The 21,541-nt window shown below is 53.4% G+C and carries 24 protein-coding genes; 16 read left to right on the forward strand and 8 right to left on the reverse strand.

Annotation, left to right across the window (positions count from 1 at the left end; translation table 11 throughout):
- Positions 1–27 precede the first annotated feature (27 nt).
- From KAJ71_RS17695 to KAJ71_RS17720, 6 genes are all read left to right on the forward strand, one after another.
- Positions 28–1,326, forward strand: a complete 1,299-nt coding sequence (locus KAJ71_RS17695; protein WP_248946919.1) for an adenylosuccinate synthase — start codon at positions 28–30, stop codon at positions 1,324–1,326.
- A gap of 218 nt (positions 1,327–1,544) precedes the next feature.
- Positions 1,545–1,970: a nitric oxide-sensing transcriptional repressor NsrR gene (gene nsrR / locus KAJ71_RS17700; RefSeq protein ID WP_248946920.1), complete on the forward strand. Its 426-nt coding sequence runs from the start codon at positions 1,545–1,547 to the stop codon at positions 1,968–1,970.
- Positions 1,971–2,029: 59 nt separating this feature from the next.
- Positions 2,030–4,549, forward strand: coding sequence for a ribonuclease R (gene rnr, locus KAJ71_RS17705; RefSeq protein ID WP_248946921.1), 2,520 nt, complete (start codon positions 2,030–2,032; stop codon positions 4,547–4,549).
- 59 nt (positions 4,550–4,608) lie between these two features.
- On the forward strand, positions 4,609–5,340 hold the full coding sequence (gene rlmB, locus KAJ71_RS17710; RefSeq protein WP_025122301.1) for a 23S rRNA (guanosine(2251)-2'-O)-methyltransferase RlmB: 732 nt from the start codon (positions 4,609–4,611) through the stop codon (positions 5,338–5,340).
- A 115-nt stretch (positions 5,341–5,455) separates the two neighbouring features.
- Complete coding sequence (locus KAJ71_RS17715) at positions 5,456–5,620, forward strand: hypothetical protein (protein WP_248946922.1); 165 nt, start codon at positions 5,456–5,458, stop codon at positions 5,618–5,620.
- A gap of 388 nt (positions 5,621–6,008) precedes the next feature.
- Entirely contained in the window at positions 6,009–8,540 is a 2,532-nt protein-coding gene (locus KAJ71_RS17720; RefSeq protein ID WP_248946923.1) for a two-partner secretion domain-containing protein, read from the forward strand.
- A gap of 73 nt (positions 8,541–8,613) precedes the next feature.
- Here KAJ71_RS17720 and bsmA read toward each other — a convergent pair whose 3' ends face one another.
- Positions 8,614–8,922 (reverse strand): biofilm peroxide resistance protein BsmA, encoded by a 309-nt coding sequence (gene bsmA, locus KAJ71_RS17725; protein ID WP_248946924.1) that lies wholly within the window; start codon positions 8,920–8,922, stop codon positions 8,614–8,616.
- 99 nt (positions 8,923–9,021) lie between these two features.
- Here bsmA and yjfP point away from each other — a divergent pair, with 99 nt between their 5' ends.
- Positions 9,022–9,774 (forward strand): esterase, encoded by a 753-nt coding sequence (yjfP, locus tag KAJ71_RS17730; protein ID WP_248946925.1) that lies wholly within the window; start codon positions 9,022–9,024, stop codon positions 9,772–9,774.
- Positions 9,775–9,861: 87 nt separating this feature from the next.
- Here yjfP and KAJ71_RS17735 read toward each other — a convergent pair whose 3' ends face one another.
- A complete protein-coding gene (locus KAJ71_RS17735; protein WP_248946926.1) occupies positions 9,862–10,122 on the reverse strand; it encodes a YdgH/BhsA/McbA family protein in 261 nt (86 codons plus the stop codon).
- 139 nt (positions 10,123–10,261) lie between these two features.
- Here KAJ71_RS17735 and KAJ71_RS17740 point away from each other — a divergent pair, with 139 nt between their 5' ends.
- The 6 genes from KAJ71_RS17740 to KAJ71_RS17765 all read left to right on the forward strand — a co-directional run bounded on the left by KAJ71_RS17740 (position 10,262) and on the right by KAJ71_RS17765 (position 12,470).
- Entirely contained in the window at positions 10,262–10,408 is a 147-nt protein-coding gene (locus KAJ71_RS17740) for a hypothetical protein (protein WP_248946927.1), read from the forward strand.
- A gap of 143 nt (positions 10,409–10,551) precedes the next feature.
- Positions 10,552–10,950, forward strand: a complete 399-nt coding sequence (gene rpsF / locus KAJ71_RS17745; RefSeq protein WP_004933634.1) for a 30S ribosomal protein S6 — start codon at positions 10,552–10,554, stop codon at positions 10,948–10,950.
- An 8-nt stretch (positions 10,951–10,958) separates the two neighbouring features.
- A complete protein-coding gene (gene priB, locus KAJ71_RS17750) occupies positions 10,959–11,276 on the forward strand; it encodes a primosomal replication protein N (protein WP_065684090.1) in 318 nt (105 codons plus the stop codon).
- A gap of 4 nt (positions 11,277–11,280) precedes the next feature.
- On the forward strand, positions 11,281–11,508 hold the full coding sequence (rpsR, locus tag KAJ71_RS17755) for a 30S ribosomal protein S18 (RefSeq protein ID WP_000135199.1): 228 nt from the start codon (positions 11,281–11,283) through the stop codon (positions 11,506–11,508).
- 39 nt (positions 11,509–11,547) lie between these two features.
- On the forward strand, positions 11,548–12,000 hold the full coding sequence (rplI, locus tag KAJ71_RS17760) for a 50S ribosomal protein L9 (protein ID WP_248946928.1): 453 nt from the start codon (positions 11,548–11,550) through the stop codon (positions 11,998–12,000).
- A gap of 110 nt (positions 12,001–12,110) precedes the next feature.
- The gene (locus KAJ71_RS17765) at positions 12,111–12,470 is read left to right on the forward strand and encodes a DUF488 domain-containing protein (protein WP_021807544.1); all 360 of its coding nucleotides are present in this window, start codon (positions 12,111–12,113) and stop codon (positions 12,468–12,470) included.
- Here KAJ71_RS17765 and KAJ71_RS17770 read toward each other — a convergent pair.
- Positions 12,467–13,135, reverse strand: coding sequence for an OapA family protein (locus tag KAJ71_RS17770; RefSeq protein ID WP_248946929.1), 669 nt, complete (start codon positions 13,133–13,135; stop codon positions 12,467–12,469). The genes KAJ71_RS17765 and KAJ71_RS17770 overlap by 4 nt on opposite strands.
- Positions 13,136–13,477: 342 nt before the next feature.
- On the opposite strand from KAJ71_RS17770, the gene bamJ reads away from it, so the two are divergent.
- Entirely contained in the window at positions 13,478–14,098 is a 621-nt protein-coding gene (gene bamJ, locus KAJ71_RS17775; RefSeq protein ID WP_248946930.1) for a BamJ family beta-barrel-assembly machinery protein, read from the forward strand.
- 44 nt (positions 14,099–14,142) lie between these two features.
- Here bamJ and ytfE read toward each other — a convergent pair whose 3' ends face one another.
- Positions 14,143–14,808, reverse strand: a complete 666-nt coding sequence (gene ytfE / locus KAJ71_RS17780; RefSeq protein WP_248946931.1) for an iron-sulfur cluster repair protein YtfE — start codon at positions 14,806–14,808, stop codon at positions 14,143–14,145.
- Positions 14,809–14,928: 120 nt separating this feature from the next.
- Positions 14,929–16,881 carry a bifunctional 2',3'-cyclic-nucleotide 2'-phosphodiesterase/3'-nucleotidase gene (locus tag KAJ71_RS17785; RefSeq protein ID WP_248946932.1) on the reverse strand — a complete coding sequence of 651 codons (1,953 nt, stop codon included), beginning with the start codon at positions 16,879–16,881 and terminating at the stop codon, positions 14,929–14,931.
- Between the two features lie 254 nt (positions 16,882–17,135).
- On the opposite strand from KAJ71_RS17785, the gene cysQ reads away from it, so the two are divergent.
- A complete protein-coding gene (gene cysQ, locus KAJ71_RS17790; RefSeq protein ID WP_248946933.1) occupies positions 17,136–17,876 on the forward strand; it encodes a 3'(2'),5'-bisphosphate nucleotidase CysQ in 741 nt (246 codons plus the stop codon).
- Positions 17,877–17,917: 41 nt separating this feature from the next.
- Here cysQ and KAJ71_RS17795 read toward each other — a convergent pair whose 3' ends face one another.
- A complete protein-coding gene (locus tag KAJ71_RS17795) occupies positions 17,918–18,469 on the reverse strand; it encodes a YtfJ family protein (RefSeq protein ID WP_248946934.1) in 552 nt (183 codons plus the stop codon).
- 330 nt (positions 18,470–18,799) lie between these two features.
- On the opposite strand from KAJ71_RS17795, the gene KAJ71_RS17800 reads away from it, so the two are divergent.
- Positions 18,800–19,006 carry a stringent response modulator YtfK gene (locus KAJ71_RS17800; protein WP_248946935.1) on the forward strand — a complete coding sequence of 69 codons (207 nt, stop codon included), beginning with the start codon at positions 18,800–18,802 and terminating at the stop codon, positions 19,004–19,006.
- A 154-nt stretch (positions 19,007–19,160) separates the two neighbouring features.
- Here KAJ71_RS17800 and paeA read toward each other — a convergent pair whose 3' ends face one another.
- Both paeA and msrA read right to left on the reverse strand, forming a co-directional pair.
- Complete coding sequence (gene paeA, locus KAJ71_RS17805; RefSeq protein ID WP_248946936.1) at positions 19,161–20,492, reverse strand: polyamine export protein PaeA; 1,332 nt, start codon at positions 20,490–20,492, stop codon at positions 19,161–19,163.
- 175 nt (positions 20,493–20,667) lie between these two features.
- Positions 20,668–21,309 (reverse strand): peptide-methionine (S)-S-oxide reductase MsrA, encoded by a 642-nt coding sequence (gene msrA / locus KAJ71_RS17810; protein WP_248946937.1) that lies wholly within the window; start codon positions 21,307–21,309, stop codon positions 20,668–20,670.
- Between the last annotated feature and the right edge of the window lie 232 nt (positions 21,310–21,541).

Here is a 21,541-nt window from a genome sequence, read left to right on the forward strand (position 1 = left end):
ATTTTTAAGCAACCTGGTGATTTTAAAATGGGTAAGAACGTCGTCGTACTGGGCACCCAATGGGGTGACGAAGGTAAGGGTAAGGTCGTAGACCTGCTGACTGAACGGGCTCAATATGTTGTGCGCTACCAAGGTGGCCATAACGCTGGCCACACTCTGGTTATCAACGGTGAAAAAACCGTTCTTCATTTAATTCCTTCAGGTATCCTGCGTGAAAACGTGACCAGCGTCATCGGCAACGGTGTGGTTCTGGCTCCAGACGCGTTGATGAAGGAAATGGGTGAACTCGAAGCGCGCGGCATCCCGGTACGCGAACGTCTGTTACTGTCTGAAGCTTGCCCGCTGATCCTGCCTTATCACGTCGCCTTGGATAGTGCGCGTGAGAAAGCGCGTGGCGCCAAAGCCATCGGCACTACCGGCCGTGGTATTGGCCCGGCTTACGAAGATAAAGTTGCCCGTCGTGGTCTGCGCGTTGGCGATCTGTTCGATAAAGCCACCTTCGCCACCAAGCTGAAAGACATCATCGATTACCACAACTTCCAGTTGGTTAACTACTACAAAGTAGAAGCCGTCGATTACCAGACCACCCTTGACTATGTGCTGTCGATTGCCGATATCCTGACCGGGATGGTAGTAGACGTTTCAGAACTGCTGGACGGTGCACGTAAGCGTGGCGATCTGATCATGTTCGAAGGCGCACAGGGTACATTGCTGGATATCGATCACGGTACCTATCCGTACGTGACCTCTTCCAACACCACCGCTGGTGGCGTGGCAACCGGTTCTGGTATTGGCCCACGTTACGTGGACTACGTGCTGGGCATCGTGAAAGCCTACTCTACCCGTGTAGGTGCAGGCCCGTTCCCAACCGAACTGTTCGACGAAACCGGCGAATACCTGTGCAAGCAGGGTAATGAGTTTGGCGCTACCACTGGCCGTCGCCGTCGTACCGGCTGGTTGGACGCTGTTGCTGTTCGCCGTGCCGTGCAGATCAACTCCCTGTCTGGCTTCTGCCTGACCAAGCTGGACGTGCTGGACGGCCTGAAAGAAGTGAAGATCTGTGTGGGTTATCGCATGCCGGACGGCCGCGAAATGACCACCACGCCGCTGGCAGCAGAAGGTTGGGAAGGTATCGAGCCTATCTACGAAAGCATGCCGGGCTGGAGCGAAACGACTTTTGGTGTGAAAGACTACAGCAAACTGCCACAGGCAGCGCTGAACTACATCAAACGTATCGAAGAGCTGACTGACGTACCTGTAGATATCATCTCTACTGGCCCAGACCGTAGCGAAACCATGATCCTGCGCGATCCGTTCGACGCATAATCTGTTTACCTACTGTCACCAAACAAACCGGGCCAAGTCCCGGTTTGTTTGCCTCATGTATCTTCCCCATGGCGTTTTCACCTCACAAAATCCCTTCGTTGCTCCGGTTGAGAGTCACCTATGCGCTAAATAATTAGCTGCGAACTCTCTGGCTGGTTTATCATCCAATAAGATAGTAAAGAAAATCGCCGAAAATTGGCAGATATCCAGAGGTAAACGTGCAGTTAACGAGTTTTACTGATTATGGCCTGCGGGCATTGATCTACATGGCGTCACTGCCGGCGGACAAAATGACCAGCATCTCTGAGGTTACGGAGGTGTACGGCGTTTCCCGTAACCATATGGTAAAAATTATCAATCAGCTAAGCCGAGAAGGCTTTGTGACCGCCGTGCGGGGTAAAAACGGTGGTATACGGTTGGGTAAACCGGCTGAGATCATCCGTATTGGTGACGTGGTGCGGGCACTGGAGCCGCTTTCGTTGGTTAACTGCAGCAGCGATTTTTGCCATATCACCCCAGCCTGCCGTTTGAAGCAAGTGCTCCAGCAGGCGGTAAAGAATTTCCTTGAGGAGCTGGATAGTCACACATTGGCCGACATGGTCGAAGACAATTCACCGCTCTACAAGCTTTTGCTTGTCGAATAAAGCGTTACTGAGAAGACAAGGCTCAGCGACACCCTGCTGATGACAACGGAGGAACCTCAATGTCACAAGATCCATTCCTGGAACGAGAAGCAGAAAAATATGAATCCCCAATTCCTAGCCGCGAATTTATCCTGGCCCATTTGGCGAAACGTGAAACGCCAGCCAGCCGCGAAGAGTTGGGCAATGAACTGAACTTATCTGGCGAAGAAGCGCTGGAAGCCCTGCGCCGTCGCCTGCGTGCGATGGAGCGTGATGGCCAATTGGTCTTTACTCGCCGCCAGTGCTATGCCCTGCCGGAGCGTCTGGACCTGCTGCGTGGCACGGTGATTGGCCACCGCGATGGCTTCGGCTTCCTGCGGGTTGAAGGGCGTAAGGACGACCTTTATCTCTCCGCCGAACAAATGAAAATGGCCATTCACGGCGATGTGGTGTTGGCTCAACCGCTGGGCGAAGACCGCAAGGGCCGCCGCGAAGCGCGTATCGTGCGCGTGTTGGTCCCTAAAACCAGCCAGATTGTTGGCCGTTACTTCACCGATGCCGGTACTGGCTTCGTGGTGCCGGATGACGGCCGCCTGAGCTTCGATATTCTGATCCCTGCTGACTCAGTCAGCGGAGCGCGGATGGGCTTTATGGTGGTGGTTGAGCTGACCCAGCGCCCAACGCGCCGCACTAAAGCCGTGGGCAAGATCGTCGAGATCCTGGGCGATAAAATGGGCACCAGCATGGCGGTAGATATCGCATTGCGTACCCACGAAATCCCGCATACCTGGCCACCTCAGGTGGAGAAACAGCTAGCCGATCTCAGCGAGCAGGTGCCGGAAGCCGCCAAGAAAGGGCGCGTGGATCTGCGTCACTTGCCGTTGGTCACCATTGATGGCGAAGATGCCCGCGATTTCGATGATGCCGTGTACTGCGAGAAAAAACGCGGCGGTGGTTGGCGTCTGTGGGTCGCGATTGCCGATGTCAGCTATTATGTGCGCCCGCGCACCGCGCTGGATGACGAAGCCCGTAGTCGCGGTACCTCGGTCTACTTCCCATCGGAAGTGGTGCCAATGTTGCCGGAAGTGCTTTCCAACGGCCTTTGTTCGCTCAACCCGCAGGTCGATCGCCTTTGTATGGTGTGTGAGATGACCATCTCCGCAGCGGGCCGTCTGTCTTCGTTTAAATTCTACGAAGCGGTAATGAGCTCCCATGCGCGCTTAACCTACACTAAGGTCTGGCATATTCTGCAGGGCGATCAGGAGCTGCGCGAGCAGTATCATCCGTTGGTCAAACACCTGCAGGAGCTGCATGCGCTGTATAAGGTGTTGGATCAGGCTCGTGCCGAGCGCGGTGGTATCGCCTTCGAAACCGAAGAAGCCAAGTTTATCTTCAATGCCGAGCGCCGCATCGAGCGCGTAGAGCCAACGGTACGTAATGACGCGCACAAACTGATCGAAGAGTGCATGATCATGGCGAACGTTGCGGCGGCACGCTTTGTTGAGAAGCATAACGAACCTGCGCTGTTCCGTGTACACGATCGCCCAAGCGACGATCACATCTCCGCTCTGCGCAGCGTGTTGAGCGAGCTGGGCCTGACTCTGGGCGGTGGCCTGAAGCCGCAGCCGAAAGATTACGCCACTTTGATGGACGAAGTGTCAGAACGTCCGGACCGTGAAATGCTGCAAACCATGCTGCTGCGTTCGATGAAACAGGCGATCTACGATCCGGAAAACCGTGGCCACTTCGGCCTGGCGTTAGCCTCTTATGGCCACTTTACTTCGCCTATCCGTCGTTACCCGGACCTGTCACTGCACCGCGCCATCAAGTACGTGTTGGCGAAGGAGCAAGGTGAACAGAAAGAGCGCTGGACGCCAACCGGAGGCTGGCACAGCGATCTGGAAGAGATGCTGCAACTGGGTATGCACTGCTCAATGACCGAGCGCCGTGCCGATGAAGCTACACGTAACGTGGCGGACTGGTTGAAGTGCGACTTTATGCAGGATCACGTTGGCGAAGTATTTAGCGGCGTCATTGCCAGCGTCACTGGCTTTGGTTTCTTCGTTCGCCTGAGCGATCTGTTTATCGATGGTCTGGTACACGTGTCCACGTTGGATAACGATTACTATCGCTACGATAATATCGGCCAGCGTTTGATCGGCGAATCCTCCGGCATGGTCTATCGCCTGGGGGATACGGTGGAGATCCGCGTTGAGGCCGTGCATATGGACGAACGCAAGATCGACTTCGCCCTGGTTTCCAGCACCCGCAAACCGCGTGGTGAAGGCAAAACCGAGCGCGAACGTGCCAAGAATGGCGGCCACCGCACGCTGCGCGACGGTGCCGGAGCGGGCCGTAGTCAGGCTCAACGCAAACGCCGAGGCGGCAAGACGCCTGCCAACTTTGAGCCAGACAGCGCCTTCCGTAAAAAAGAGGGGGCCAAGGCCAAACCCGCAGACAAGGTGAAGGCAGACCTGAAGGCGAAAGCTAAAACAGATCCAAAGGCGAAAGCCAAAAAAGCGTCTGATAAGACCAAAAAGATAGCGGCAGCGACCAAAGCCAAGCGTGCCAGCAAGAAGAAAGGTGCCGAGCAGGGTTAACCTGCCGCACGTTATTATCCCCGGCCGGGTCACCCCGGCCGCACAGTTAAAAGAGCATCATGAGCGAAATTATCTACGGTATTCACGCTGTCAAAGCCCTGCTAGACAACGATCCACAACGTTTCCTGGAAGTGTTTATTCTCAAGGGGCGTGATGATCGCCGTTTGCAGCCTTTGATTGCCGAGCTGGAAGCGACCGGTATTGTGATCCAGGTGGCCAACCGCCAATGGCTGGATGAGAAGGTCGAAGGGGCCGTCCACCAGGGCATTATTGCGCGAGTGCGTGAAGGGCGGAAGTATCAGGAGAACGATCTGCCAGGGCTGTTGGAAAGCGTCGAGACCCCCTTCCTGCTGGTGCTGGACGGCGTTACCGATCCCCATAACCTGGGGGCTTGCCTGCGTAGTGCCGATGCTGCCGGTGTCCATGCGGTGATCGTTCCACGCGATCGCTCTGCCCAACTGAACGCGACGGCGAAGAAAGTGGCCTGCGGTGCGGCCGAGAACGTCCCGTTGATCACCGTCACCAACCTGGCTCGAACCCTGCGTTTGCTGCAAGAGATGAACGTCTGGATCGTGGGCACGGCGGGTGAAGCCGACCACACGCTGTATCAAAGCAAAATGACCGGCCCGATGGCGCTGGTGATGGGGGCGGAAGGCGAAGGTATGCGTCGTTTAACCCGTGAACATTGCGATGAACTGATCAGCATTCCAATGGCCGGTACGGTTTCCTCGCTGAATGTCTCAGTAGCGACCGGTGTCTGTCTGTTTGAAGCGGTGCGTCAGCGCAGCTGATGTATGAATAGGGGTGAAAACTTTCGCCCCTACCCCTAATCCCCCATCCCGCCTGCGGCAGAAATCCAGCTAATGACCATAATTACCTCTGAAGCGTTAATCAGGGAGCAAGCTCATGGTCTGGACTACGCATACCGTATTTAACCAACCCAATCCTTTGGGGAACGGCAACCTTTTCCTGTCCGATATGCCGCCGCGCGGGCAGAATCGGTTGTTCGATCTAACCCAACAGTTATTCGATCTGTGCGATACGCTGCTTCAGCGAGCTATGGGGGTCTAAAACAGGAACTCATTGCTTATAGCCTGGAAGAAAATGCCACCAGATAATATGCTGATGGAACTGGCCGTTTAAACTCCTGTCTTATTTTAGTGTTAATTATAGAAGTATTTAGAATGGTATTAATTTCATGTGAACACCTGGGGTTTATTACATGCAATGATTGGGACAATTCTTGTTAATTGGGTGAATGCCCCCTATTTTTAGTTTTGATTAAATAATTGGCTGAGTGCCATGGCGGGTTATATGTTACATTTTTAATGTAATAGGAATTAAGCACGGTTCCTGAGTGCCACCTATGTTAATTATTTATTAAGGAAAGATTTTTTCTATCGCGGCTTGTTCTGGTCGACCCACTGGCTTTCCTATTTGTGTAAAAGGAATTAACAGCATGTCATGTAATAATCACTCGTCCACCACCGATTTATCGACACGTAAAGAAAAGAACTATTCATCTCTGCGGGTGAATATTTCACCACTCTACTTTGCCGGGCTGTTGGTTTTTGGCTGTGTCTCCGTGGCTAATGCGGCTATCGTTGCTGATGCCGGGCAGGCCTCTCGCCCTGCGGTTAATGCTGGGGCGAATGGTTCGACCGTGGTGAATATCAACGCTGCGGGCAAAGGGGGTGTTTCACACAATATCTTTAACCAGTTCAACGTTGATAAAAACGGTGTTGTGCTGAATAACAGCGTCGACGGGGCGAATAGTCAACTGGCGGGGAGTCTCGCGGGTAATGCGAATTTAAGCGGCGGGGCGGCCTCAGTGATCCTTAATGAGGTCAACTCCAATCAGGCTAGCGTGTTAAATGGCATGGTGGAAGTTGCAGGCCAGCAGGCTCAGGTAATTATTGCCAACCCGGCGGGCATTACCTGTAGCGGCTGTGGCTTTATTAATACCGGCAGAGCCACGCTGACCACCGGCACTGCCCAGTTTGCCGATGGCGCTATACAGGGATATAAAACGGAAAATGGTACCATTGTTATTAATGGAGATGGCCTGAAAAGCGGCGACAGTAATTATACCGATCTGATTGCACGCTCGGTGGTGATTAATGCCGGTGTCTGGGCCAAGGATTTGAAAGTGACCACTGGCCGTAATAGCGTCAATGCGGATAACACCCAGGCGACTGCGCTGGCATCGGCGTCGGGCAGACCTCGCGTTGGGATTGACGTTGCTGCTTTAGGGGGGATGTATGCTGACAAGATCACCTTGGTGGGAACAGAAAGCGGAGTGGGTGTTCGTAATGCCGGTACTATCGCGGCTTCCACCTCAGACCTGGTGATGGACGTGAATGGCGTGCTGGATAACCGTTCAGGGAGCATCACCGCCGCACGTGCCAACAAATTGAACACCGCAGGCGCAATTGATAATACCAGTGGGCTAATCAGAGGAGGGAGCGGTGGTGTCACCATCAATACCAACAAAAACCGCCTTACCAATATCAACGGCAACATTGCGGCCAGTGGTTCGGTGAACATCAATAGTGGACAACTGAACAATACCAATGGCCTGGTGCAAACCAGTTCACAGGTCACTATCGATACCAATGGCCAATTGCTGACCAACACTGGTCGCCATAGCGGCGCTGGCATTTACAGCTCATTGGGTATGACCCTGAAAACGGGGCAGTTGAACAACAATGGGGGGGTACTCACAACGGCGGGTAAGTCATCTATCACCAGTGGTACCCTGGATAACCGTGATGGTCAGATTTACGCCTTCGGCCTGCCGTTTGCCGATCTGGACATGAGCGTGGCTGGCAATTTCGATAATCGTAACGGGGAGATTGCCGCGCAACGTAAGATTAACCTGGCAACGACCGGTACGGTAAACAACACCCGTAACGGGAAAATGAGTGCGGGCAACACCTTCACGTTAACGACTAACCGCAGCGCACTAAATAACAGCAATGGTCTGATTGAGTCGGCCGGGTCGCTGAATATCAACAGTGGGGCGCTGACCAATAGCAACGGCACACTACAGGCTGCCAAGACGCTGAGCGTAGACACCAATGGTCGTAACCTGCTCAACGAGAGTGGGGCAATCTCTTCAAAAGGGGATATCAACCTCACCAATATCGACGCCATGAATAACCAAGATGGCCGTATTGGGGGTAATGGCAAGCTGTCGCTGCAATCTAACAGCTTGGACAACCGTATGGGTGGTTTCACTATGGTCAGGGGCAATGAGATCCGCGTCAGTAATACCCTGAATAACAACCATGGGGTGATCGGTAGCTCAATGGGGAGCACCGCGGTTTACGCTAGCACGATTAACAACGATGCGGGTGTGCTGGGTGGGCTGAATGTCTATGCGGAAACTACCACATTGCGTAACGATGCGGGCTTGATTTATGCGCAGAGAAGCGTAGATGTGCAGGCGGCGACTATCTATAACCGCGACAGTAAAGATTTTGGCAGAGAGATGGGGGTACACGTCGATCTGCCGGAAGACAGCGAGGGGGGGATTGTCAGCAAGGGCGATCTGAACATCAGCGGCGATCGGCTGTACAACAGGCGGGGCCTGATTGTTTCCACCAACGGCAATGTCAACATGAAGCATCGCAACGTGGATAACAGCCGTGGCACTGTCTCAGGCGTTGCTTCGCTGTCGCTGGTGGCTAACAACCTGGATAATGGTAATGGCACGATCTCTTCAAAAGGTATCAGTAGGGTAGAGGTTACCTCAGCTTTTACCAACAGTGGTTCAATCCGCGGTAACGAAGGGTTGGATGTTAACGTCCATGGGGCGTTAACTAACCGTGGTCAATTACTGTCCGATAAGGTCACGACGATTAACAGCCAGGGTTTCACAAACCGACGTGGCGCGGTGACTACTGGCCAGGAGGGCGTGAAGCTGAATCTGGCGGGCGGGAGATACACTAATAGCGGCACGGTAAATGGGCCAGTGACCAAAGAGTAATCGCGGGAAACCACTCTTCACGGGTGCCTGTTCGGGCACCCGTTTTACCTATTATTCAGAGTAAGCGCCAGCGCTACCGATAAAGTATCGCCTGCGAATACCACTGGCCCGGTACGATGGTTTCGCTGTTCATGATAATCATGTAATAGCGTGCGCCGCTGGCATTAGCTTTGCGCTGGATCTCGGCTTCCACGTTCATCGGACTGCCGCGTACCACAGCGCTGATCGTTGCCATTTTCTCCAACCCGAAGGTTTGTGCGCGGGTGATCTCCTGTGCCTGATCGGTAGGCGGTGGTGGGGGTTTGGGCGTGGTTTTAAATACGCTGCATCCAGACAGCAAGCTAAACAGTAATAGGGTGATCACCGTACGGGAAAGATTCATGTTGGCCTCATCACTCTTTTGCATAGAGTAGAATAGGTTGGACTAAGGTTTCGGGCCGATTTTTGCCATCATAGAGAACATTAGCCACAGGGGGAATACATGATCGAGATCCATGATGAGCGGGTGGGTGACGTTGCGGTGATCCATGCGGTGCCAGCTGGGCGCTATGAGCAGTCGTTGCCTACCATCTTCTTCTATCACGGTTATACCTCATCGAAAGAGGTGTACGCCTATTTTGCCTATTCGCTGGCCAAAGCGGGTTTCCGGGTGGTGCTGCCCGATTGTGCAATGCACGGTGAGCGTTTTGATGGTGATGAAGCGCGAAGGTTGGCGCATTTCTGGGAAATTCTCAAAAGTAACGTTGATGAGTTACCCGCGCTCAAAACATACTTTGAGCAGAGTGGGTTGATTGCCGGGGATCGCATTGGCGTGGCAGGTGCTTCGATGGGGGGAATGACCACCTTAGGAGCCTTTACCCGTTATCCTTGGGTGAAAGCGGCCGCCAGCCTGATGGGGTCGGGCTACTTCACTTCACTGGCGCAGACGCTATATCCGCCATTGGATGCACAGGGGAAACCGCTAGAGCAGCCCGCGTTCAAGGCACGTCTTGCTCTCTTGGCCGCCTATGAGGTTGAACATCATTGGGAGAGTTTTGCCGGGCGGCCACTGCTGCTATGGCATGGTGAAACCGATGATGTGGTGCCTGCGGTGGAGAGTGAGCGTTTGGCTGACGAGCTACGTCGGCGCGGCCTGGATCGGTGGCTGACCTACCTCACGGAAGCGGAAGTGCGTCATCGCATTACTCCTGGAGCGTTGAACGCTACCACCGCCTTTTTCCAGGATTCACTGTAAAAAGCCCCCGTGGGAGGGGGCAAGGCATTGTGGTTACTGATCGACCGCCTCTTGGTTCGGCTGGGTTCCCAGGTGCTGCATTTTGGGTTAGCGGTACAGCTCGGCGCTGACGTGGATAGACGCGGTGCTGCCTGGCTCATGCAAAGCGATAATCCGATAGGCGGAAGCGCCGCGTTGATCGGCAATCTGGCTGACTTGGGAACTGGCGTCATCCGGGGAAACCACATTCTGATCCAGGGTGATAAACCCGATGCTCTGGCGTTGATCGGCTTGGTGGGAAGTGATTTCAGTGGCGGCCATGGCGTTGGCGGAAAGTAGTAACGCCATGGCGATAGCGATACGCTTCATAGGTGCCTCTCTTAACTACGACTAATTAGCTTAAGTTATTTATCAATATTGAATGACTGCAACCCTTTATCGCTGCGTTTTCTGCGGCGGATAATTAAACTTTAGTCCGATAGTCAGGATTAAAAAGAGGGAGATTTTGATGGCCTTGTTCAAAAAAAATGATAATGATTTCCAGTGGGCTGATGATTTTGTTGAAGGATTTTTAAAACCTATGGATCGGTATACATCGCTTTTTCTGCCAGCAAATTGTGCTATTTCTCGTGGTCTTACGCATAAACCTCAATAAAACCCACTCAGTCCTTGAGTTCCCCCCCTTGCGCCGGTATGATTACGCGTCATTTTTCAGCCGCACACACATACACGTTCCTTGCTTCCATGGGCCGCGGTTGACCCTGACAGGAGGCTGAATAATCCGTAAGGAGCAATTCGATGCGTCATTACGAAATCGTTTTTATGGTCCATCCTGACCAAAGCGAACAGGTTCCGGGCATGATCGAGCGTTACAGTGCTACCATCACTAACGCGCAAGGTCAGATTCACCGTCTGGAAGACTGGGGCCGCCGTCAACTGGCTTACCCGATCAATAAACTGCACAAAGCCCACTACGTTCTGCTGAACGTTGAAGCTCCGCAGGAAGCGATCGATGAGCTGGAAACCAACTTCCGCTTCAACGACGCCGTTATCCGTAGCATGGTTATGCGCGTTAAGCACGCGGTAACTGAAGCATCTCCGATGGTTAAAGCGAAAGACGAACGTCGTGGCGATCGCCGCGAAGACTTCGCTAACGAAACCGCAGATGATGCAGATGCTGGGGATTCTGAAGAGTAATTGCTGTCGTGACGGCTAATCGTCTGGTGTTGTCTGGCACAGTGTGCAAGACGCCGGTGCGAAAAGTGAGTCCTTCCGGGATACCCCACTGCCAATTTGTGCTTGAGCACCGATCGTCGCAGATGGAAGCCGGATTCAGCAGGCAAGCATGGTGCCGAATGCCCGTGGTTGTCAGCGGACAACAGTCACAAGCTTTAACTCAAAGATTAACGGTCGGCAGTCAGGTTACCGTTCAAGGCTTCGTTAGCTGCCATCAAGGGCGCAACGGGCTGAACAAATTGGTCCTGCATGCCGAGCAGATTGAATTGATAGATTCTGGAGACTAGCCAAATGGCACGTTATTTCCGTCGTCGCAAGTTCTGCCGTTTCACCGCGGAAGGCGTTCAAGAGATTGACTATAAAGACATCGCTACGCTGAAAAACTACATCACTGAAAGTGGTAAAATTGTCCCGAGCCGTATCACCGGTACTCGTGCAAAATATCAGCGCCAGCTGGCCCGTGCTATCAAGCGCGCGCGCTACCTGTCTTTGTTGCCGTACACTGATCGTCATCAGTAATCGGCCACTGTCCATTAACGACTTTGAGAGGATAAGGTAATGCAAGTTATTCTGCTTGATAAAGTAGCAAACCTGGGCAGCCTGGGTGATCAAGTTAACGTTAAAGCGGGTTATGCCCGTAACTTCCTGGTACCACAGGGCAAAGCTGTTCCTGCTACCAAGAAAAACGTAGAGTTCTTCGAAGCACGCCGTGCTGAACTGGAAGCCAAACTGGCTGACGTTCTGGCTGCTGCTGAAGCTCGCGCAACCAAGATCAACGAACTGGCAACAGTGACCATCGCGTCTAAATCAGGCGACGAAGGTAAACTGTTCGGCTCTATCGGCACCCGCGACATCGCTGACGCAGTTACTGCGGCAGGCGTTGAAGTTGCCAAGAGCGAAGTTCGTCTGCCGAACGGCGTTCTGCGTACCACTGGTGAGCACGAAGTGCACTTCCAGGTACACAGCGACGTGTTCGCACAGCTGAATGTAGTTGTGGTTGCTGAAGCTTAATCGGCTTTAGTACACCAAGTTAAAACGCCAGCCTAGTGCTGGCGTTTTGCTTTTCAGCGCCGGGTAAAACACGTTACTCTGAGGCTATCTGTTGGCAAGGAGAGGCGAAAATGGCAGAAATCATCTTACAGCGAGTCTACGATTTCAGCGGCCCGGCACCGGAGCACTGCTATCTGACCGATCGGCTATGGCCGCGCGGTGTGAGTAAGGAAAGGTTACAGGGCGTCATCTGGCTTAAGCAGGTGGCACCGGATACGGCACTACGCCAGTGGTTTCATCAGCATACCGACCAGTGGGATGAGTTTGTTGCGCTTTATCGCCAACAGTTGGTCGCCAATGAGGCCTGGCAGCCGCTGGTGGCGTTATTAAAGCAAGGTGAGCCGTTGACCCTGCTGTATGGCAGCAAGGACACACAGCACAACCAGGGGGTTGTACTGCGTGATTTTTTGCTGGACCAGCTTAAAGATTAGCGAACGCGCAGGTAGCTGCCATCGCTCTGGCGGCGGAACAGCGCTTCGCTGTTATCCGCGCTGGTGACTGAGAGCGCGGTGATCACGCCGTTAGCATTACGTTCGACACGCACTTCTTGCCCGGCCTTCAGATTGCTGAGCGGCTTATCGTTCCCTTCAACCCGCGCCATGGCAAACACCTCGTTCACCGGCAGGTTGTTGTCACGGAACAACTGCGCCAAGGTTTGGCCAGCCTGGATCTGATAACGCTGCCAGTTATCGCTTTCACCTGCCGTTTGCTGGCCATTGTTTTGCAACTGAGCCTGCAAGGGTATCTGGTTTTCCTGGCTGGTGACCGGGAATGGACGCGCGTTATCGTCGGAATACGGCCAAAGCAGCGACAGGAGCAGGATAGCACCAAATATAATCACCCAACGGCGGTGAAAATAGGGCAGAGGTTCCATCCAGTGGAGGCTGTCCGGCAAGTGCCATATTTTCAGCAACAACGCTTTGAGCCTTTGCCCCTTGCCGCTCTGTTGTGGCGGTAGTGAGTCCGGCTCATCGGTGGTTGCTGACGTTTCCGGTGCTGGGCCAGGCTTCAGGCGTTGGCTCATGTTCAGCCAGGTGCGCAGCAGTGGCTGATAGACACGGATGGTTTTCCTTCTCCTGGGCGCGATTCTGCCCATGGTGACCTCTCTTCAACTGCGTAAAATTGTCACTTTACAAAAAGTGTACCGCTGACCCCAGTATACCCTATGGATTTCAAGCCGCAGTGCACTTGTGCACCATGAGGGGCGAATAGTCTCTGTACCGCGCGATTACGGTGCTGGCCTTGAGCCGTACCGGGTTTATATCGCTAACCGTTGGAAGTGATGGGGAGCAGAGAGAATCATGACACCAAAGGTTAACAGTTGGTTATTGTTTCTTTTTCTACGACAAAAGTCATCATTCTCCACACAAGATTTTACCCGGCTTTGCGGCGCTGTTATGCTGCGCTTTCGACTTTTTACAGACTAAAGGAAAACCCCATGACAACCCCTTCTTTTGATAGCGTTGAAGCGCAAGCAAGTTACGGGATTGGTTTACAGGTCGGTCAGCAATTGCAAGAGTCCGGCCTGCAAGGTTTACAACCAGAAGCTCTGCTGGCTGGCCTGCGTGACGCGCTGGAAGGGAATGCCCCGGCGGTTCCGGTAGATGTGGTCCATCGTGCGCTGCGCGAAATCCACGAACGTGCGGATGCTGTACGCCTTGAGCGCCAGCAGGCGATGGCCGTTGAAGGCCAGAAGTTCCTGGAAGATAACGCCAAGCGTGAAGAAGTGACGCTGACCGAGTCTGGCCTGCAGTTCTCCGTGCTGGAGCAGGGCAATGGCCCAATCCCATCACGTCAGGATCGCGTGCGTGTGCATTACACCGGCCGCCTGATCAACGGTGATGTGTTCGACAGCTCCGTTGAACGTGGTCAACCTGCCGAGTTCCCGGTCAGCGGCGTGATCCCTGGCTGGATCGAAGCTCTGACGCTGATGCCGGTTGGCTCCAAGTGGCAGCTGTATATCCCTCACAACCTGGCCTATGGCGAGCGTGGTGCAGGCGCATCCATCCCGCCATTCAGCGCGCTGGTGTTTGACGTTGAGTTGCTCGAAATTCTGTAATCGGCTCTCGTGTTACAGTAAGGGCGCCTCACGGCGCCCTGGTTTTATCTGCCACTCAGCGCGCGTGGGAACAGCAGGTTGTTCTCCAGATGGATATGCTCCATCAGATCGCTGATAAACGTATTGATACCGTTGTACAGCGCCTGCCAGGTATTGCAGGCCCCTTCCGGTGGCGTGACGGTGTTGGTGAGGAATTTCACCACTTCCAACTGTTCGCCAGCCTCATCATGTTCATGCTCCATCACCGAAATCGGCCCTGCCGCCTGTTGCCCCATGCCTTGTTTAATCAGCGGGAACAGGATCTGTTCTTCCTTCATCATGTGATTTTCCAGATCGAGCCGGATCAGGTTTAGCTGCTTGGCCAGCCCGCGTGGGCAGGTGGGCTTGTCGCCGTGAACGCGTTCAACCTTTTCCGCCATCAACACCAGTTCTGACAACTGTTCACGATGGCGTTGGTGGAAGCGTGGCAGGATGTAATCGATGATCTCAGCCAGCGGAGCCAGACGCCAATCGCGGGTGTCCACGGGTTCTGCCGCCAGCGCGGCCAGCTCACTTTCCAACTTATCCAGATCCAGTTCTTTGCGGCTGGCAGCACGCTCCAGGGTTTGTTTACCCCCGCAGCAGAAGTCCAAGTCATAGTCGCGGAACAGCTTGCTGGCACGTGGGATAGCAATGGCGAGTGCGCCTAGGGATTGGTTACGGTAATCCATGATGATGCCCCTTTAAAGGAAGAAACTTATAACATGCATTTTAAATGCAATTTAAAAGGTGCGCCATTGATAAAAAGGGGTAGAGGTGAAAAGGCGCGCCGTAACGCGCCCAACGGTCAATTATTTAGCTTGTAGGTCGATCTGATAGAGCTCAAAGCCGATGCTGTCGTTACCCACGGACTTCATCGGGTACTGTGCGTTAGCTTTAATAAACGCGGTAGCCTTCTCGCTAGGGGCGGTCTCAAAGCGGATATCCAGCGGCTGTGGGCTGTTGAAGCTGGCCAAACGCCAGTTGTTGTCCGCCTGCGGATGCACCGCGCCGTGCTTCTGGGTTTCTTCGCTGATGTAGGTCGCCAATACCGCGCGGTTTTCATCCGGTGAAGCAAAGGCGATATGCTTATCGCCCGTTCCGGCAAACTTGCCGCCGTAGGCACGATAGTTGTTGGTCGCAACCAGGAACTGGGCGTTAGGATCGATCGGCTTGCCCTTGAAGGTCAGCTGCTTGATACGCTCCGCCTGATCATTGATCAGTGTACACTCTCCGTCGTAACGTGCCGGTTGGCTGACGTCGATCTGATAATTGACGCCGTCGATCACGTCGAAATTATAGGTGCGGAAACCGTCCCAATTGATCAGCCCCTGCGGTTTTCTGCTGTTAACGTCAATTTGGTTGAACTGCCCGGCGGAGCACTCCAGCCACTCTTTCACTTCCTTACCGCTGGCTTTAACCACCACCAAGGTATTGGGGTAGAGATAGAGATCGGCGGCATTGCGGAAGGTAAGCTGGCCTTTTTCCACCTCGACAAAGCTGGCGGGATCGTTCTTGCGGCCACCCACTTTGAACGGTGCAGCAGCGGCCAATACCGGCAGATCGGCCAGATCCGGATCGCCTTGAATATAGTGCTCAACGTAGGCTCTTTGCGCATTGTTGACGATCTGCACGGTAGGATCGTCCTGGATCAGGGCCAGATAGCTGTACATATTGCCGTCGGACTTGCCGATAGGTTCGCTGACGAACTCACGCGTTCCCTTATGATCTTCCTCTAACACCTTGACCAGAGCTGGATCTTCCACTGCCAACGAACGCTTGTTCTCTTTGTCATAAACCGGTCTGGCTTGCGCTTTCGCCGCGGTAACCTTCCATTTTCCCCCATCGTTATTCAATTGCAGATCCACGATGCCGAGATGATCGCCCCATTGGCCCGGCATCACCGCAGGTACGCCGTTCAGCAAGCCTTTATCGATATCTGCGCCTTTGATATTGGCGAAATCCTTGCTGGGGAACACCGCATGCGCATGGCCGAACATGATGGCATCGATGCCTGGAACCTGGCTAAGGTAGTACACCGAGTTTTCCGCCATGGCCTTATAGGGATCACTGGAAAGGCCTGAATGGGGGATCGCGACGATCAGATCGGCCCCTTGTTTGCGCATTTCCGGTACATAGTGTTTAGCCGTTTCGGTGATGTCGTTTACGGTTACTTTTCCCTGCAGGTTTGCTTTGTCCCACACCAGGATCTGCGGCGGCACAAAACCGATATAGCCGATACGTAGAGTATGAGCTTTGCCATCACGGTCTTTTACCGGGGTATCGACAATAATGTAGGGAGTGAACAGCGGTTTTTGCGTGGTGGCATCAATGACGTTGGCGTTGATGTAGGGGAATTTGGCACCGGCCAGGGCATTCTTCAGGTAGTCTAGCCCGTAGTTGAACTCGTGATTACCGATATTGCCTACCACATAATCCAGGGTATTCATTGCCTTGTAGACCGGGTGGATATCACCGTGTTTCAATCCCTTGGCGGCCATATAGTCAGCCATTGGGCTACCCTGGATGATGTCACCATTATCGACCAGTACGCTGTTGGTTACCTGCTGGCGAGCGTGTTGGATCAGGCTGGCGGTTCGCACCAGGCCGAATTTATCGGTGGGCTTATCCTTGTAATAGTCGAAGTCCATCATATTGCCGTGCAAATCGCTGGTTTCCAGCACGCGCAGGTCAACCGTGGCTGCCTGTGTTGAGGCGCAAACCAGTAGGGCCAGTGCGGATAGTCCCAGAGGGCGCTTGATCATGGTTATCTCCATAGGGTTATTCTTAGAGGGGTATCGCAGAGGGGTATGTAAGTACCACTCCTTCTCTCAGCAAACTGTGAAGTCTGGCATAAACTGGCCGAATGTAACGTACAGATAAGCAAAGTTGTGACGGAGAAGACTTGAATAAATACCGCGGCTTAGTGAGTTGAGATGGATATTCCGCCCAAATAAAACTAGGCTGCAAGCTATAGCAAGGGGAAACGTCCCACGGAACTGAATGTCTGAGGTGTACTATGTTGGAGCAGATTTGCCAGCTGTCCCGCGAGGCGGGTACAGCGATCATGGCGGTATATCATGGTGAACAACCGCTTGATGTGGCACAGAAAAAAGATGATTCACCGGTGACCGCCGCGGATTTGGCCGCGCACCATATTATTAAACGCGGTCTGGCGGCACTGACTCCGGAGATCCCACTGCTGTCGGAGGAAGATCCTCCCGCCTGGGAAGTTCGCCGCAACTGGACGCGTTACTGGCTGGTCGATCCGCTGGACGGTACCAAAGAGTTTTTAAACCGTAACGGTGAATTCACGGTCAATATCGCGTTGATCGAAGAGGGTGAGGCGGTAATGGGCGTCGTCTACGCCCCGGCGATGGGTGTGCTGTATCTGGCTGAGCGCGGCAAGGCTTGGAAGGAAGAAGGGGGCCGACGCCGCGAGATTAGCGTCAGTAATGCCGAGCTGCCGTTGGTGGTTGTCAGCCGCTCCCATAGTGATGAGGAATTACAGGATTACCTGCAACAGTTGGGCGAACACCAAACCATCTCGGTAGGCTCATCGCTGAAGTTCTGCCTGGTGGCGGAAGGGAGGGCGCAGCTTTACCCAAGGTTTGGGCCAACCAATATCTGGGATACGGCGGCAGGGCACGCGGTAGCGGTAGCTGCCGGAGCACAAATCCACGATTGGCAAGGCAAGCCGCTGTTATACACCCCGCGTGAGTCTTTCCTGAACCCTGGCTTTAGGGTTTCGCTGTTTTAGGCTGTGTCCCGCCAATCACCGCGCGGGACGCCGTTTAAACGCTATTTCAGCAACTGGTGCAGCATCTCCATCACCTGCTGCACCTCTTGCGGCGTCAGTGCGCCATCTTTGGCAAACTGGATCTTGCCTTCTTTATCAAGCACTACAATTGCCGAGCCTTTTGGTTGCAGATCCCAGGCCTTTTTGACGTTGCCATTACTGTCGACAATGAACTGCGACCAAGGGAACTCTTTCTTGCTGTCTTCAATACTGTTACGCACAAAGATAGAGGTGCCGATGATGGCGTCGTCGGTATTGACGATAGTCGTCGTTTGGTAACGATCGTGCGGTAGCTTAGCGGCTTTGATTGCTTCAATCAGCGGATCGTTCAGCTCTTTGGCCGAAGTACGGCCAGCAATATGTTGCACCACTCGCACTTTTCCACCGAGCTGCGCGCTATTCCAACCTTTGTAGCTAAACTTATTATCAACATAGTCCAACTCGCCTTTATCGCTGACGCCGATCGGTGCCACGCGCTGGTGGAGCTGAAGGTTGTGAGCAGAGGCCAACATCGGGGCCAACAGCAGCATTATCATTAGCATGCTATTTTTCATGCATTCTCCTGCAGAGGGAAATAAGTCTCAATTTGACTCAGGGTGGTTAAAGCATAGGTGCTCATCCGAGGTCTGTCCTGTTAATCTGATCGCAGTTTTTCCTTCTGGGGGTAATTATGCGCTTTTTGAATGGATATACTGCAAAGATTATAAATAGGTATACACAATTCTGTCAGTAAGTGTAAATCCAGGATAGAAATCCAGGAAGAGTTGAACGAAATGGTCTTTACTCAGTCTACTAGAAAGCAATCAAGTTGCGCTCCGAATGTCGAGGTGGCCACTTTGGCCGCTCGCTGAGCGCATGGATCCAACGGGAGGAGAGTAACAACTATGAGAATCTTCCAGCGTTATAACCCACGGAAAGTGGCTACGTATGTAAAAACCCTGTTCCGGGGGCGGCTGTACATCAAGGATGTGGGGGCGTTCGAATTCGACAAGGGCAAAATCCTGTTGCCGAAGGTTCGTGACAAGCGCCACTTCAACGTGATGTCAGAAGTTAACCGGCAGGTGTTGTTGCTTCAGGCCGAAATGGGTTGATAACGCGATACCTGTCGCCTAGCTGTGCCGTACAGGGATGTACAAATGCCGCAAGCGCATGGATGCGCAAGAGCGGCTGACTTTAAATTCTTAGGGTATTTGTAGAGCCACCTGCAAAGCAAAATAACTGCGGCCCCCAAGGGGCCGCTAATGTTTATGCCGGAGTCGTTTCGTCTGGGGCTTTCGGTAGCACCGCGGTCGGTTTGTCGACCAGTCTGGTGACCAATAGCTGATCAATTTTGTAGCTGTCGATATCGACCACTTCAAACTTGTACCCGGCATATTTCACAAAGTCGGTGCGTTTCGGGATCTTGCGCAGCATGTACATCATAAAGCCGCCGATGGTTTCGTAGTTGCCAGCCTGTGGGAACTCATCGATATGCAGCACTCGCATCACGTCTTCGATTGGTGTCCCACCTTCAATCAGCCACGAGTTCTCATCACGCGCCACGATCTGCTCTTCCTGACCTTGGCCTACCAGGTCACCCATCAGCGTGGTCATCACGTCGTTCAGCGTAATAATCCCGACCACCAAAGCATATTCATTGAGGATCACCGCAAAGTCTTCACCGGCGGTTTTAAAGCTTTCCAGCGCTTCTGACAGGGTCAAGGTATCCGGCACGATGAGCGCCGAGCGGATCTGCACGCCGCTGCTCAGCACTAGGCTCTGATTGCCCAAAACACGGTTCAGCAGGTCTTTGGAGTCAACATAGCCAACGACCTGATCGATATGGCCGTCGCATACCAGGAACTTGGAGTGCGGATGGGTGGAGATCTTTTCTTTGATGCTGTCTTCGCTTTCGCGCAGATCGAAGTAAATCACGCTTTCACGGGAAGTCATCGAAGAGGGCACGGTACGCGATTCCAGCTCGAAGACGTTTTCAATCAGCTCATGTTCCTGTTTGCGCAGTACCCCGGCCAGCGCACCGGCTTCCACCACCGCGTAAATATCTTCGGAGGTGATGTCGTCTTTACGCATCATCGGCAGCTTGAACATGCGGAAGATCAGGTTAGCCATGCCGTTGAAGAACCAGACCAGCGGACGGAACAGCATGATCGAGAAACGCATCGGGTTGATGATCCGGACGGCAACCGTCTCCGGTGCAATCATACCGATGCGCTTCGGGGTTAAATCCGCGAACAGGATGAACAGGCTGGTCACCATCACAAATGAGCACATAAAGCTGATCTGCTCGGAGAGTTCGGGCGACAGGAAACGGTCGAAAAGCACTTTGAAGCTGGGGGAGAAGGCTGCATCACCGACGATACCGCCGAGGATGGCTACGGCGTTGAGGCCGATTTGCACCACGGTAAAGAAGATACCCGGGGTTTCCTGCAGCTTGAGGACTCTGGCGGCATTGATGTTACCTTCGTCAGCCATCAGTTTAAGTTTGATCTTGCGTGACGCAGCCAGAGAGATTTCTGAAAGCGAGAAAAACGCACTCACTGCGATCAGAAAAAGAATCAGTAAAATACTGTTTAACATAGTCTATCCATTCGTACCGACGGGATGTCGGCGCTCTTTCGGAGGGGTAATACCGTGTATAAAGTGAATCAAAGGGGCGTTGTATAACGCGCCCACAAAAGCGGGGCCGCAAACGCGACCCAACACAGTATAGCAGTTGCCCCGTGAAGGCCGCCAGTGGTTAAAAATTAACAGCTTAACCTTGTGGAAGCAGACACACCCCAATGCCGCCCAAGCCACAATAGCCGCCCGGATTCTTATGCAGGTATTGCTGGTGGTCATCCTCTGCATAGTAGAAAGGCAGTGCCGGTGCGATTTCGGTGGTGATGGTGCGTTGATCGCCCGCTTTCTCCATCGCCTGTTGGAAAACTTGCAGGCTTTGCTCTGCTTCGGTCTGTTGTTCTGAGTCCAGGTAGTAAATAGCAGAGCGGTATTGAGTACCGATATCTCCCCCTTGGCGCATGCCTTGCGCTGGATCGTGGTTTTCCCAGAATACCTGCAACAGCTGGCGATAGCTGATCACCTGCGGGTCAAAGACTACGCGTACCACTTCTGCATGCCCAGTCTGGCCGCTGCAAACCTCGCGATAGGTTGGATTTGGCGTAAAACCACCGCTATAGCCTGCGGCAGTGCTATAAATACCCGTTTGCTGCCAAAACAGGCGTTCAACGCCCCAAAAGCAGCCCATGCCGAAGATGGCCGTCGCCATTCCCTTGGGCACGAAGGTCATGGAATGGCCTGTCACCTCGTTAAGCGTAGCGACGGGCATCGGCGTAGTACGGCCAGGAAGCGCACTTGCCTTATCGATGTTTTTAGACTTATCAAAAGATTGCACCATGTTTGACTCCTGTTACCATAATAAGAATTCACCTAATAGGGACGCGTGTCAGTTGTAACTGGCCACTTCTTTGCCCACAATAAGCCCTATCTAAGGTTTATGTATCAGCTTAACGCAGTATTTTGAGCGTCAAAAGCTAAGAATACGTCTTGTTTTCGGTAACGGTCGATGTCGTATAGGCAACGTCTGGGATCTAAAGGTAAAGGGGGCAGTCTGATCGTACCGCCCCAGC

The sequence above is a fragment of the Serratia silvae genome (assembly GCF_023282985.1).
Taxonomy (GTDB): Bacteria; Pseudomonadota; Gammaproteobacteria; order Enterobacterales; family Enterobacteriaceae; genus Chania; species Chania silvae.

What these genes read in the sequence shown, in the direction of transcription:
- KAJ71_RS17695 (WP_248946919.1), top strand. Translation starts at nt 28, where the DNA reads ATGGGTAAGAACGTCGTCGTACTGGGCACCCAATGGGGTGACGAAGGT.
- rnr (WP_248946921.1), top strand. Translation starts at nt 2,030, where the DNA reads ATGTCACAAGATCCATTCCTGGAACGAGAAGCAGAAAAATATGAATCC.
- rlmB (WP_025122301.1), top strand. Translation starts at nt 4,609, where the DNA reads ATGAGCGAAATTATCTACGGTATTCACGCTGTCAAAGCCCTGCTAGAC.
- KAJ71_RS17715 (WP_248946922.1), top strand. Translation starts at nt 5,456, where the DNA reads ATGGTCTGGACTACGCATACCGTATTTAACCAACCCAATCCTTTGGGG.
- KAJ71_RS17720 (WP_248946923.1), top strand. Translation starts at nt 6,009, where the DNA reads ATGTCATGTAATAATCACTCGTCCACCACCGATTTATCGACACGTAAA.
- bsmA (WP_248946924.1), bottom strand. Translation starts at nt 8,922, where the DNA reads ATGAATCTTTCCCGTACGGTGATCACCCTATTACTGTTTAGCTTGCTG.
- yjfP (WP_248946925.1), top strand. Translation starts at nt 9,022, where the DNA reads ATGATCGAGATCCATGATGAGCGGGTGGGTGACGTTGCGGTGATCCAT.
- KAJ71_RS17735 (WP_248946926.1), bottom strand. Translation starts at nt 10,122, where the DNA reads ATGAAGCGTATCGCTATCGCCATGGCGTTACTACTTTCCGCCAACGCC.
- KAJ71_RS17740 (WP_248946927.1), top strand. Translation starts at nt 10,262, where the DNA reads ATGGCCTTGTTCAAAAAAAATGATAATGATTTCCAGTGGGCTGATGAT.
- rpsF (WP_004933634.1), top strand. Translation starts at nt 10,552, where the DNA reads ATGCGTCATTACGAAATCGTTTTTATGGTCCATCCTGACCAAAGCGAA.
- rpsR (WP_000135199.1), top strand. Translation starts at nt 11,281, where the DNA reads ATGGCACGTTATTTCCGTCGTCGCAAGTTCTGCCGTTTCACCGCGGAA.
- rplI (WP_248946928.1), top strand. Translation starts at nt 11,548, where the DNA reads ATGCAAGTTATTCTGCTTGATAAAGTAGCAAACCTGGGCAGCCTGGGT.
- KAJ71_RS17765 (WP_021807544.1), top strand. Translation starts at nt 12,111, where the DNA reads ATGGCAGAAATCATCTTACAGCGAGTCTACGATTTCAGCGGCCCGGCA.
- KAJ71_RS17770 (WP_248946929.1), bottom strand. Translation starts at nt 13,135, where the DNA reads ATGGGCAGAATCGCGCCCAGGAGAAGGAAAACCATCCGTGTCTATCAG.
- bamJ (WP_248946930.1), top strand. Translation starts at nt 13,478, where the DNA reads ATGACAACCCCTTCTTTTGATAGCGTTGAAGCGCAAGCAAGTTACGGG.
- ytfE (WP_248946931.1), bottom strand. Translation starts at nt 14,808, where the DNA reads ATGGATTACCGTAACCAATCCCTAGGCGCACTCGCCATTGCTATCCCA.
- KAJ71_RS17785 (WP_248946932.1), bottom strand. Translation starts at nt 16,881, where the DNA reads ATGATCAAGCGCCCTCTGGGACTATCCGCACTGGCCCTACTGGTTTGC.
- cysQ (WP_248946933.1), top strand. Translation starts at nt 17,136, where the DNA reads ATGTTGGAGCAGATTTGCCAGCTGTCCCGCGAGGCGGGTACAGCGATC.
- KAJ71_RS17795 (WP_248946934.1), bottom strand. Translation starts at nt 18,469, where the DNA reads ATGAAAAATAGCATGCTAATGATAATGCTGCTGTTGGCCCCGATGTTG.
- KAJ71_RS17800 (WP_248946935.1), top strand. Translation starts at nt 18,800, where the DNA reads ATGAGAATCTTCCAGCGTTATAACCCACGGAAAGTGGCTACGTATGTA.
- paeA (WP_248946936.1), bottom strand. Translation starts at nt 20,492, where the DNA reads ATGTTAAACAGTATTTTACTGATTCTTTTTCTGATCGCAGTGAGTGCG.
- msrA (WP_248946937.1), bottom strand. Translation starts at nt 21,309, where the DNA reads ATGGTGCAATCTTTTGATAAGTCTAAAAACATCGATAAGGCAAGTGCG.